Source organism: Algoriphagus chordae (assembly GCF_003254055.1).
GTDB lineage: Bacteria > Bacteroidota > Bacteroidia > Cytophagales > Cyclobacteriaceae > Algoriphagus > Algoriphagus chordae.
The window spans coordinates 55,339-68,024 of the sequence record NZ_QKZT01000026.1 but is presented as its reverse complement, the minus strand read 5'-3'; the positions used below and the strand labels follow the sequence as shown (position 1 = coordinate 68,024).

Here is a 12,686-nt window from a genome sequence, read left to right as displayed (position 1 = left end):
CGTTACGCACCCGTTCGCCACTCTCTATTACCCGAAAGTAATATACCGTTCGACTTGCATGTATTAGGCCTGCCGCTAGCGTTCATCCTGAGCCAGGATCAAACTCTCCATTGTAAATTATCATTATTTATACACTGCCTATAAAACCGCACGAAGCAAATTCTATAAGCCTCTCCCTGTCTGTTCTCAGGTTACTATTTTTTTTCGTCTTACATCACTTCAAAGAACTTAGTACCACTCATTTGTGGCGCTGGTCGGCTGCTGTTATCTCTCGACTTTCGCTCCGTTTTTTCCCCTTCCTTGCTGAAGGGAGTGCAAAGGTAAATGATTATTTTTAATCCGCAATACCTGTTGCCATATTTAATTTTAAAGTTTTTGAGAAGCTATGCCCTCTCCGCTTTATCCCCCTTCCTGCCGAAGGGAGCGCAAAGGTAAGGGATCATTCTTGACTTCCTAGCCTCTCGCAAAATTAAATGTTTTTCAATACTTTTTTGAACCGCTCTCCGTTCATTCCCCTCAGCCGTTCGCCTCGTTTGGGAGTGCAAATATCTACCTTTTTATTTTAGAGACAATAGTGCACACAAAGAAATTTGTAAAAAAAATTGACTGATTTTCGCAGTCCATTAATTATCAGGACTTTTGTTTTTTGTAAAGGGGAACTGTGCTGCATGGCTCTCCATACATTATGGATTTTGCGCGACTTTGTATCAGCGAAATTATTTTACCGTAGGCGAATAAAGGAATAGGGAAATCACTGCATCCTTTCACTACAACTGGCCTATCCGCATAGGTCTCTGGATCTAATTCTTTCAAACATTCTTCAGAAATCATCACTTCAAGCTCTTTGAGATCTCCAATTGCAAAGCCACGAACTATAGGATCGAGATAGGTGGCTACTAACATAAATGCCCAATTAGGGACGATCGCGTCTACAGTGCAGCTAATCGCTACCCACTTATTCTCATACTGCTTCCAGTCAATCTCCTTAAGCGCTGCGCGAAAATCCTTTTCCCTGAGTATTAATTCTTGAAAAAGAAAAGGTTTCAAATCAAATATCATACGCTCTTCCTTAGGATAAATCTCTTCTAGATTAATCGTAATGATCGGACTACTGGCAACTCTATTTATTATCTCGCTCATATAAGCAGTGGATTCTTTTTGGATTGAAGGGCTTTGAATTCCTTTAAGTAATTTGGGACGAAATAAGCCAAGTCGGCAAAGTCCCCCTTTTGAAACTTATCAAAAGCTAAAACACCTACATACTCAGCTGAAATTTCTATGTCTAGAAATACCGCATTCGTATGTTTAATCACTTTGGACACTTTCTCTACCGCATCTCCGACAAAATAAACTTTTCCCTTGTCAAGCATTGCTGAAAATGATCCCTCATCTATGATCTCTGAATCAAGCTTCCTTTCCGAGTTCAACTCATTGTCAAATACTTCTCGATAAACCTCCATCCTTCTAGCATCTAGCATAGCTACGATCAGCCCAACATCTTCTATCTGAGTCTTTGCTCCATAAGAAAGCGCTTTCAAAGTACTGACCGCTATTAACGGTAGATCTCTGGCAAATGCTAGTCCTTTGGCAACCGAAACACCAATTCTTAGTCCGGTGTATGATCCAGGGCCCTCAGACACGGCAATAGCATCTAATTGTTTGATAGCGAGTTGGCATTCATCGAGCAATTCATCTATCATGCCCATGAGTTTCTCAGAATGAGCTCCCGGAACGTCAAGAGATTTCTCTTTCAACAAAAGCCCATCTCGATGAACTGCAATGGAACAAATCGGCGTGGATGTCTCCAGGGAAAGAATTACTGCCATAGACCTTATTTTGACGAGGCTGTTAGCACCATCTCTATTTTTTCTGGATCCTTCAAATATTCTTTGGCAAGCATCACATCTTCGTCGCCCTGCAATCCAGCCTCAATCATTCCTTCTTGGAAATAATACCTGGATACTATCTCCTGAGAAAGGATTTTTTTGATCTCCACCTTATTAGTGACCAAATCCTGCTCTTTGTTATGATTCACTCTACTTTCGAGGGAATCAATCTGAGCTTTGATCTCATCATAATAATCTACCTTCTCCGCATTCTTACGCATATCCTCCACAGATTTCTCTAGGTAGGTGGTGTAATCATATTCTTTTCCCTGAAGCCAATTGACAAAATCTGCATAATCTGCATCGGAAATCGAAAAGCTCGCAGGATCCGAAATTTCCTCATGCTCATAGAAATACTTGGTGCCATAATCAAACACATGGTTTCTAGCTACCAAACTATATAAGATCGGCGCATAGCTTTGTTGCTCGACCAGCTCATCTGGTTCAATTCCCGCTCCATCCAATACAGTCCTGCCATTTTTGGTATGGAAAACCTTTCTCAGAGAATCTGGAACAGTTATCAATTCATGGCTTTCTCTGCTTTGCAAATAATCAATGGCCTGAATACAACGCCCACTTGGAATGTAATACTTGGCAGTAGTCACTTTCATCTGCGCATTGTAAGACAAGGGAACGGTAGTTTGCACTAAGCCTTTTCCGAATGATTTCCTCCCAATCAATACCGCCCGGTCGTAATCCTGCAGCGTACCTGCTACGATCTCAGAAGCAGAAGCACTATGCTCATTGAGCAACACGACCATTGGGATATCTTTATCCACAGGAGTCTTGCTAGTCTTATAGGTGTAATTGACATTTTCAAGCTTGCCGATCGTCTTTACTACTTCTTTTCCCTTCGGAATAAAAAGGTTAATAATTTCTACCGCTTCATTGACAAGTCCACCAGGGTTGTCTCTAACATCGAGAACCAATCGGTCTACTCCTTGACTTTTCAAATCAACCAGTGCATTTCTTACCTCAGTGGAAGCATTCGTCGTAAACTCTGCCAACTTGATATATCCTGTGTGCTCATCCAATTTACCGTAATAAGGCACATTTTTGATCGCAATTTTCTTTCGGATAATATCAAACTCCAGGGTATCCATATTCCGTTTCATTTGCAAATGAACTGGCGTATTCGCAGGACCTTTGAGAAGCGTGGAAACATCTGCTGAGCTTAGCCCAGACACATCTGTTGTGTCAATTTTGAGAATATAATCACCAATCTTCAAGCCTACCGTTTGGGCAGGAAAACCTGTATAAGGCATAATCACCATACTCCCTTCTCCCCTATTGCCTATCAGCGCGCCAATTCCGGCATATTCACCCGTGGTCATCATACGATAATCGTCAGAATCTTCCTCAGGCACATAGGTGGTATAAGGATCCAACTCCGCCAGCATCGCATTGATACCAATAGTCACCAACTCATCTGGATCAATATCATCCACATAATAGGAATCCAGCTCTCTAATAAGTGTAGCGAAAATGTCGATATTCTTAGCTATGGCAAAAAGCTTGTCATTTTTAGCCTTGAATGCAAAAAATCCTGTGAGTACAACTGCCCCCAATACGAAAATTAGGAGGGATTTTTTCAATGATTTATTCATGCTTATGTTGGTTTTCGCTTACGATGCTAGCTATTTTTTTTAGCACCAGCGTGATTTTGGTCTGAATTTCTGAAAACTCCATCAAATCTGAACTTACATAAATTAAGCCAATGGACATATTTGGAGCAGAAGATGGGATCAAAGATTTGTTGAGTCTGTAGGCTTCACGCATTCGTCTTTTTACGAAGTTACGCCCAACTGCTTTTTTGATCTTCTTCTTCGAAACGGAGAAAAGCACCTGCGAGGTTCCAGTACCCTGGTCCTTTTTAACAAAAAATTGGACTTTAAATGGGTACAAAAAAAAAGAGGAACCTTCGTTAAAAAGTTCCTTGATAAGTTTGTCGGCATGAAGCCGCTCACTTTTTGGGAGTCTGTAATTCATCACAAGGACTTAATCGTATGTAAACATACAATTATCAGTGCTAAGAATTACTTCTTCAATGTCTTTTCAGAAGAAACAGACAATTTATGTCTTCCTTTTGCTCTTCTTGCCTTCAGTACTCTTCTACCGTTAGCAGAAGACATTCTTTCTCTAAAGCCGTGCTTATTTTTTCTTTTTCTACGGGAAGGTTGAAATGTTCTTTTCATGATCGAATATCTTTATCTAATTGCTTTCTAATTCTAAGTCCCCAGAGATTTATCCCTGAAAAGGACTGCAAAGATAAGTACCATTTCTTAAAATTCAAACAAGCCAAAAAACATTTGTTTGAATTCAATCGACTTACCAATGATCAACTACCAAATCAAGTCCAATAACCCTGCGTCCCAGTTTGTCCAAATCAGCCTATATATCCCAATAAAGCAGATTTCGCCCGTAAAACTACAACTTCCAGCTTGGCGAGCAGGTCGATATCAGCTCGCAAATTACGCTCAAAATATTCGAAACCTCAGCATAAAATCAAGTACTGGAAAACAAATATCCTGCTCAAAACTCACAAAAGACCTCTGGGAATTCAGCCCTGATCAGTTAGGAGAATACCAAGTGCAGTATGAATATCACTGTGCTAAGATGGATGCAGGGGCTTGCTGGGTTGATGACGAGCAGATTTATCTGAATTTTGTCAATTGTTGTTTTGAGGTAGTAGGTAGATCTGAAGAAAAAATCCAAGTGGAAGTAAATCACCCTCAACATTACCAGTGCTGCACAACATTGCTTACAGAAGACAATAGATTCTTTGCCTCCAACTTCCAGCAGCTGGCTGACAGTAGTTTTCTGGCTGCGAAAAGCTTAACACATGAGAGTTTTAAGCTTGGACAGACTAATTTCCATCTTTGGTTTCATGGGGAAATCCATTTTGATTTAGCAGAGTTTAAAGTAAATGTCAAACGATTCGCAGAGAGGCAAATCGAGGCTTTTGGAGAATTCCCTGTCAACGAATATCATTTTATCTACCAGCTACTTCCCTACTCGCACTATCACGGTGTGGAGCATCAGCGGGGCACGGTCATCACTTTTGGAACAGCCGAAAGTCTGTCAGATCGAAAACAACTAAATGAACTCATGGGAGTATCTTGCCATGAACTCTATCATGCTTGGAATGTCTGTCAGATCAGACCTCAGGAAATCATGCCTTATGACTTTTCCAAAGAAGCTTATCACGAGGCTGGATGGATGGTAGAAGGCGTCACTACTTATATGGGCGATCTTTTCTTGTTGAAGTCCGGCTATTTTTCACTGCGGGAATACTGTGAAACCTTTGAAAAGGTACTGAACAGAGAATCCGTAAACTTCGGCTGGCGCAGCCAATCCATACTAGAATCCAGTTTTGATCTCTGGATAGATGGCTATGAAGCGGGAATTCCCGATAAGAAAGTAAGCATCTACACCCATGGAGCTTTGATTGCATTCTGTTTGGACGCTATGCTTCTGGATGAAAACTCATCACTCCATCAGGTAATGAAGATACTTTGGCAGCGATTTGGAAAAGAAAAAGTGGGATACAGCTTAGATGAGGTTTGGGAGGTTTTGCTATCGCAGACCGAACATCCTGACCATTTCAATCAATTTCACAAGGATTACATCGCAGGCAAGGAAGATATTTTTCCCGTCGTAGAGAAGCATCTTGCTTCCTTAGGCTTCGAAATGGAAACCAGGCCCAAGGAAGATCATCTATCTTCTGCCTTTGGAGTCATCAAACTAGAAGATGGTAGAATTACGAAAACCCATCCAGCAAGCGAGGCTTCCAAAAAACTAATGGTAGGTGATTTGATCAAAATTCAAGAACTGACAATAGACGGCCTAAAATTATCAATCGAACGATTTGGGAGAAATCTCGAAATAGAACTATCGGCTTCAAAAGAGCTCTTATTCAGAGACCATTTTCTCCTAGATAAAAAAAGTAATGCCAAAAGAACTGCTTGGATCAATGGATAAAAAAAGGGCTGCCCATCTGGACAGCCCTAATAAATTCTGATTTAATTAGAATCAGTTGAACACCGAATCATCCAAATCTTGGTTGAACTTGATAGTCGTTATCTTCGCTTCCAAAGGCATTGGCAACAAAGCGCTCGTGATAACCATCGTCATTGGCATCATTATTCCGTCTACCTCCTTATAAGCTTTGTACTGTACTATGCCAGTTGCTGCTGACTCCGTCTGAAGCTTCAACCCTGTCTCCACACTATAATATTCCGAGGTGTTAGCTTCGCCTCCAGCATCAAGATTAAGCTTATACGCTTGCTCGCCTGCCACTTCTACAATTCCTTCGTAACTAGCTGTGACACCTAACTCATCTAAGTATAATTCACGGAAAGCATATATTTGATTACTCATTGCGCCTACTTGTTCTTCTGTCAAGATTTGCTCCTGACCCATCGCAGATACGACCCCAGCACCATCTTTCAGGACTGTTTTTGACACTACTTCGCCGTTCATCTCAGTCAAATTAAGTAAGCGCTGGTTTTCCTGATCTATTACGCTAGATATATCCAAAAGCATTCCTTGAATCTCCGCTTCCATGTTCATTTCCATGTTGCGAACTGCTCTCATTTTGGCTTCTCCTCCAGTTGCTTTCACGTAGCGATCTATCACTTCTTTGACAGAGTTACGTTCAGCTACTTTAGCTGATACCTCTTTTTCCACGGCTTTAGCCTGTGTAGCCATTGGCAGTGTGCACAAGCCTAGCGCTAATATTACTATACTTTTTTTCATAATTATTTAGTTAAAATCTGCCTCAGTTAATTCTGGATTCAACTCTAAGCTAGTCACTTTAGCCTCAAGTGGAACAGGAATCATTGCTGATTTAATTGTTTGCGCCATTGGAATCAAAACACCATTTTTCTCTTGATAATCACTAAAGAATGTATCTCCAGACACTGGATTCTCAGATTTGATTTTCAAACCTGATTCTACTGAGTAATAATTATTCACGCTAGCACCCAATGGAGTAGCTACTATAACCTTGTAAGCAGGTGTTCCCTCCACGTCTTTGATACCGTCCAAAGTAAGGGTATATCCCATGGTTTCGTAATAAAACTCTGGCAAAAAGTAAGTGTCCAGTTTAGCGGCATCCACTTGCTCATCCGTCATATCGATAGATTGCCCTTGTCCACTTACGACACCTTTGCCCTCTTTAATCCTAGAACTCTGCATTACATTTCCACCCACCAAAGTATTCTGGGCATAGCGCATAGCTGAATTATCAAAGATTTGCTCGATTTTAAGCTGCTGGCCCATCACTTCTGCATCCATAACCATTTTGGCTGACTTGATAGATCCTACTGCACTCTTTCCTCCGATTGCTTCAATGTAGTTTTCAATTACCGTCTCGACAGTCAGGTTAGCATCCACAGCAGCCATTTCTTTGGCAGGAAAGCCCATGTTATCATACATCGTCACTGTGCCAAACTGCTCCAGTTTATCCTTGATTTCAGTGGCATTTCCCACAGCAGTAATGTATAGCTTGTCCGGATCAATCAGATCGTCAGCAGTTTTATTGATATCAGCGACGGTCAACTCATTCATTTTCTGTAAATAAGTCTCGTAATAATCTTTTGGGAGATCATAACGCTCGATGTTCAATGCAAAATTTGCAATCGTAGCCGGACTCTCTAATGATCTACCAAAGGAACCTGAAAGATTAGCCTTGGCTTTATCCAATTCATCTTGGGTAACTCCATCCTCTACGAGACGGTTGATTTCATAGATAAATTCATACACCGCAGAATCTGTCACTTCGGTACGCACAGAAGCATTAGCAGAAAACTGACCTACAAGCTTATCCGCTGAAAAGGAAGAATAGGCACCATAGGTATAGCCTTTATCCTCACGGAGATTCATGAAAAGTCTGGAAGACGAGCCTGCACCAAAGATCTGATTCAAAACTCTACTCGAAATATAATCTTCGTCACCCAGGGTCAAATCTATCGGCTGAGCAATATCAATCACCGTTTGCACTGAGGAACTACGATCCACCAGTCCTACTACATTTTGGCTAGCTGGTTTTGGCTCTTCATAGGTGAATGTTGGGACATCTCCCCTTTCCCATGCTGCAAAATGCTTCTTCACTACTTTCTCAGCTTCTGCTTTGCTCATATCTCCTACGATTGCTAGGTAGGCGATATTTGGCTTGAAAAAGGTCTGATAATAATTCTTTACATCATCTAAAGAAACGTTATTCAAAGTTTCCTCTGTCTGTACTTCACCATAAGGATGGTCTTTTCCATAGACAAGCGCACTAGATAATTTGCTGGAAATTGATCCTGGATCATCTTTACTGGTCGCTAGACCTGTCAGTGCTTGCTTCTTCAATTTTTCTAATTCAGCTTCTGGAAAAATAGGGTTGTACAACACGTCAGCCATTAGATCTAGAACTTTCTCCTGATGCTTCTTCAAAGAAGAGGCTGAAATAGAAGTAGATCCGGCATTCAAATAGGCTCCGATAAAATCTACCTCTTCATCTAACTCTTCTTTGCTACGGTTGCTGGTCCCAGCCATCATCATCTCACCGATAAAACCTGTAAGTCCTGCTTTATCCCCTTCAAACAAAGGATCTCTTTCTAACACAAGCGTGAAAGAAACTCTAGGAAGTTTATCGTTCTCTACTACAAATACTTTCAACCCATTATCAAGGGTAAAAGTCTCTGCCTCGCCAATTTTAATTACAGGCGCTGGTCCAGCTTTTGGGAATTGACTTCTGTCCACCTGAGCAAAGCCCACAACAGACACCAAAAGGCTCAATACAAAGGATATTGTTATTTTCTTCATGTCATTTCGATTAATAAGGTGAATCAATTACTGAGCTGGTTCAGCTGGCTTTGGCAAATAATACAAAACTACACGACCATCCAGTGTCAGGTATTCGTTGGCTACCCGCTGAAGATCCTCTTTTTTCACTTTGTCATAAGCATCCATCACTTTGTTCACATAGTGGGTATCCTTATAGATCACATGTGCCTCTGCAAGATTCTCTGCCACTCCAGCCATTGAAGAGTTTCCACTCACAATACTATTCTCCATGATATTCTGAAGCTTTTCAAAATCTCTATCAGAAACACCTTCATCCTGAACTTGTTTGATCAACTTATCAATCTCAGTCTCCAAATCCTGTGGTTCCACTCCCATGTTTACAATCCCATACATAATGAAGATACCACCATCCTCCAGATCCAAAGGAATAGCAGAAATTGCCAAGGCTTTTTGTTGCTTATCCACCAATTCCTTGGTCATCAAGGATGAATTTCCACCAGTCAAATAAGTAGAAAGCATAGACAAAGCGTAAGAATCCTGATCCGTTTTAGGCGGAAGATTGTAAGCTTGAATCACCGCAGGGATCTGAATATTATCATAAACTATATCTCTGATCTCAGCTGTTTTCTTTGGCTCTGTCACATCAGGTCTATAGATCGGCTTTGTCCCCTTAGGGATTTCAGAGAAGTATTTCTTTACCCATTCCTCTGTCTGCTTGTAATCTATATCACCCGCAATCGTTAAGGTAGCGTTGTTTGGCACATAGAAATCCTTGTAGAACTGCTGAAATTCTTCAATAGATGCGGCATTCAAATCATCTAGTGAACCTATAGGAGCCCAACGGTACGGGTGTTCAGAATAGGATCTTTTTAGGGTTTCGATCAAAATGCTTCCGTATGGTCTATTGTCATAGCTCTGACGTTTTTCCTCCTTTACTACTTCACGTTGTGTATCTACGCCTGTTTGATCCACCTTGGAATGCAGCATTCGCTCACTTTCCATATATAGTGCCAGCTCCAGTTCATTAGAGGGTAGTGACTCGTAGTAATAGGTAATATCATTTGAAGTATAGGCATTCAAAGTTCCTCCGTGGGATTGGATGATATTCATATACTCTCCACGAGCGATATTCTCAGATCCTTCGAACATCAGGTGTTCAAAAAAGTGTGCAAAACCAGTTCTGTCTGGCTGCTCATTCTTCGAACCTACATGATAAAGAACCGAAGTCACCACAATAGGCGTGGTATTATCTTGATGCATGATTACATGCAATCCGTTGTCCAAGTCAAATTCCTTGAATTCAATTTTAGTTTGAGCTATAGCCGGAACTGCCAGTAGTCCTGCCACTAAGCCCAAAGCGGTAAGTTTTCTCATCATAGTATATTGGAGTTTATTCTCATTTATTAAAGTCTAAAAGGGATATCAGATGTATCTTTCTAAAAGTCTAATTCAGCCCTGACAAAACCACTCATCACAATTTTACACTAAAAAAATACTATTAATTGTAATCTAAAAATTTAGGATAAAATATTAATAAAAAATAATGCCTTGGAAAAAGAATTTCCAAGGCATTATTTTACGGATTTAGCTTTGCCAAGATATCCTTCGCTTCATGCCATTGAAGCCTAGGCCCAAATTGACTTACGATCTTGGAACTTGCCATCGATGCAAGTTTGCCACTGGAAGCATAGCTGTGTCCATTGGTGATGCCATACATAAAGGCTCCTGCAAACATATCTCCTGCTCCGTTGGAATCGATCGCCGTAGTCGCATAAGGCTCGATATCGATAAAAGTATCTCCATCGTAGATCATCGCGCCATTTTTGCCTTGTGTGATCACAAAGTGCTTGGCTACTTTCTTCAATTCTTCCCGTGCCTCCAACAAATTATCCTTACCAGTGAAAGTCATCGCTTCTTCTTCATTTGCAAAAAGCAAATCCACGCTTGCTCCCACGACTTCAGTCATTGGCTCTTTGAAATACTTTACCATCGCTGGATCAGAGAAAGTCAGGGCTACTTTTACGCCATTTTCTTCAGCAATTTTCTTGGCATGCTTCATCGCTTGCTTGCCATTCTCAGAAGTGATCAGGTAACCTTCTATATATAAATATTGCGAATCTTTGATTGCAGCTTCGTTTACATCAGCAGTAGAATAGGTCGCTGTAATGCCCAAGTAAGTATTCATTGTACGCTCAGCATCATCGGTCACCATCACGAGGCATTTACCTGTGATACCTTCAGCCAAATTGCTTTCGTTCAGATTATGAGAAACTCCAGCATCCTTCATGTCATTCATGTAGAAATAGCCTAGCTCATCATTGGCCACCTTGCAGGAATAGTAGGATTTGCCGCCAAACTGAGAGAGGGCAATCACCGTGTTACCGGCCGATCCACCACATTGTTTCTTGGCATGCTCAGTATCGATGACTTGCATCAAGGCGTTCTGGCGATCCTCATCTACCAAAGTCATCAAGCCTTTCTCTACACCATTGTCAGTAAAAAACTGATCTTTTACCTTGAATTCTATATCTACTAAGGCATTTCCTATGCCGGTTACGTCGTATTTTTTCATTTTTTATTCTGTATTGGAAAATTGAAATATTTTAAAATTGGAAGATTGGGTTTCAAAGGCGGTAAAGTTGAAAGATGGAACATGTCAGGCTGAGCGAAGTCGAAGTCTATAATCAAAGTCTACAATAAATAGTCCTCGACTTCGCTCGGACTGACACCAGTCAAAGTACATCTTGCTCACGATTCGAAAGGATAGAATTGGAAAATAGAGTCAAACACTACTTTGAATCTCGTACTTCGTAAATCGTCAATCAAATATGCGATGTCTCTCAAACTCTTTCTCTCTATCAAATAAGAACCTATACGTATGATGCGTCTTGTAAATATCTGCCAAAAGCTGTTCACAAACACGCATCATCTTTGGATTGAAATCTCCAATCCAGTTCATCTCGATGGTTTTGTATTGAAAATCAGGCTTGCCGCTCATCTTGTCGTAGGTGATGATCATTGCAGACTCCACCCCTTTTCCCTGATGCTCCGGCACTACTCCAAACACCAAACCAAGCATTTTGTTAGGCGGTGAAAAGGTTTTGTACCAAAGGAATTTGAGTTTACCGATCAAGTCCATTTTGCCATTCACATGCTTAAAGATCTGGTTGATTTCAGGAATCTGGATAAAGAAGGAAACGGGCTCGCCTTTATAAAAGCCAAAGTAAATCAGCTTTTCGTCGATGATCGGCTTCATTTTGGCAAACATCATCTGGGCTTCCTTGAGCGCAAGTGATTTGCCCATATGTCGCGCCCAGGCTTTATTATATACGGTCATGAAATATTCTGGAGCTTTTTCCTTCAGCTCCTTGCCTTTCAGGTAGTGAAATTCGTAATCCGGATTATCCGTAACCACCTTGGCTCTGGCGATCATTTTCTCATCAAAGCCTAAACCCTGAACATTTCTGGCGTAGGTAAATTGCTTGAAGTAAATCTGAAATCCATAATCCTCAAAGAATTTTTGGTAGTACTTGAAGTTCCACGGCATATTGTAGTTGGGCTCGGTGAATCCATCCACGAGCAATCCCCACCATTTGTCGCGCTCTCCAAAATTGATCGGGCCATCCATGGCTTCCATTCCTTCACTTTCAAGCCAGGATTTCGCCGTATCAAAAAGTAGAAAAGCTGCTGACTGATCATTGATACACTCGAAGAAGCCTAAACCTCCTGTAGGTTGTTTTTCCTTCATCTTTGGATTGATGAAAGCAGCTACACGACCGATGGTTTCTTGTTTGTCATTTTGCAAAAGCCAGCGCTTGGCTTTGGCTCCATTACGAAAAAGCTTGTTTGTTTCCTTGTGAAAAAGCCCCTCGATATCTGCGTCAAGAGGCCGGATCCAATTTTTTTCATTTTTATACAACCTGACCGCCATCTCGATAAATTCTTTCTGATGGGCTGGCGTGGTGACTTCGATCAATTGCATTCGGGTGATTTTAGAATGCTAAA

At 41.1% G+C, this 12,686-nt stretch carries 11 protein-coding genes and 1 rRNA gene; 1 reads left to right on the top strand and 11 read right to left on the bottom strand.

Going from position 1 to position 12,686, the window contains the following annotated elements:
• From LV85_RS20260 to rpmH, 6 genes are all read right to left on the bottom strand, one after another.
• A 16S ribosomal RNA gene (locus LV85_RS20260) occupies positions 1-114 on the bottom strand; the annotation flags it as partial.
• A 516-nt stretch (positions 115-630) separates the two neighbouring features.
• Positions 631-1,140, bottom strand: a complete 510-nt coding sequence (locus tag LV85_RS20255; RefSeq protein ID WP_111322854.1) for a DUF2480 family protein — start codon at positions 1,138-1,140, stop codon at positions 631-633.
• Positions 1,137-1,826 (bottom strand): tRNA (adenosine(37)-N6)-threonylcarbamoyltransferase complex dimerization subunit type 1 TsaB, encoded by a 690-nt coding sequence (gene tsaB / locus LV85_RS20250; protein WP_111322852.1) that lies wholly within the window; start codon positions 1,824-1,826, stop codon positions 1,137-1,139. Before tsaB ends, LV85_RS20255 begins: the two co-directional genes overlap by 4 nt.
• Before the next feature lie 5 nt (positions 1,827-1,831).
• Positions 1,832-3,493, bottom strand: a complete 1,662-nt coding sequence (locus LV85_RS20245; RefSeq protein ID WP_111322850.1) for a S41 family peptidase — start codon at positions 3,491-3,493, stop codon at positions 1,832-1,834.
• Entirely contained in the window at positions 3,486-3,875 is a 390-nt protein-coding gene (rnpA, locus tag LV85_RS20240) for a ribonuclease P protein component (RefSeq protein ID WP_111322848.1), read from the bottom strand. Before rnpA ends, LV85_RS20245 begins: the two co-directional genes overlap by 8 nt.
• Positions 3,876-3,922: 47 nt before the next feature.
• Entirely contained in the window at positions 3,923-4,081 is a 159-nt protein-coding gene (rpmH, locus tag LV85_RS20235; protein WP_074226946.1) for a 50S ribosomal protein L34, read from the bottom strand.
• 139 nt (positions 4,082-4,220) lie between these two features.
• On the opposite strand from rpmH, the gene LV85_RS20230 reads away from it, so the two are divergent.
• Positions 4,221-5,867 carry a M61 family metallopeptidase gene (locus LV85_RS20230; RefSeq protein ID WP_111322846.1) on the top strand — a complete coding sequence of 549 codons (1,647 nt, stop codon included), beginning with the start codon at positions 4,221-4,223 and terminating at the stop codon, positions 5,865-5,867.
• A 51-nt stretch (positions 5,868-5,918) separates the two neighbouring features.
• Here LV85_RS20230 and LV85_RS20225 read toward each other — a convergent pair whose 3' ends face one another.
• From LV85_RS20225 to LV85_RS20205, 5 genes are all read right to left on the bottom strand, one after another.
• Positions 5,919-6,644, bottom strand: coding sequence for a LolA-like protein (locus LV85_RS20225; RefSeq protein ID WP_111322844.1), 726 nt, complete (start codon positions 6,642-6,644; stop codon positions 5,919-5,921).
• A gap of 6 nt (positions 6,645-6,650) precedes the next feature.
• The gene (locus LV85_RS20220) at positions 6,651-8,699 is read right to left on the bottom strand and encodes a M16 family metallopeptidase (protein ID WP_111322868.1); all 2,049 of its coding nucleotides are present in this window, start codon (positions 8,697-8,699) and stop codon (positions 6,651-6,653) included.
• Positions 8,700-8,726: 27 nt separating this feature from the next.
• Positions 8,727-10,055, bottom strand: coding sequence for a M16 family metallopeptidase (locus tag LV85_RS20215; protein ID WP_111322866.1), 1,329 nt, complete (start codon positions 10,053-10,055; stop codon positions 8,727-8,729).
• Between the two features lie 202 nt (positions 10,056-10,257).
• Positions 10,258-11,253, bottom strand: a complete 996-nt coding sequence (locus LV85_RS20210; protein ID WP_111322842.1) for an adenosine kinase — start codon at positions 11,251-11,253, stop codon at positions 10,258-10,260.
• Positions 11,254-11,499: 246 nt separating this feature from the next.
• The gene (locus LV85_RS20205) at positions 11,500-12,663 is read right to left on the bottom strand and encodes a hypothetical protein (protein ID WP_111322840.1); all 1,164 of its coding nucleotides are present in this window, start codon (positions 12,661-12,663) and stop codon (positions 11,500-11,502) included.
• Positions 12,664-12,686: the final 23 nt, after the last annotated feature.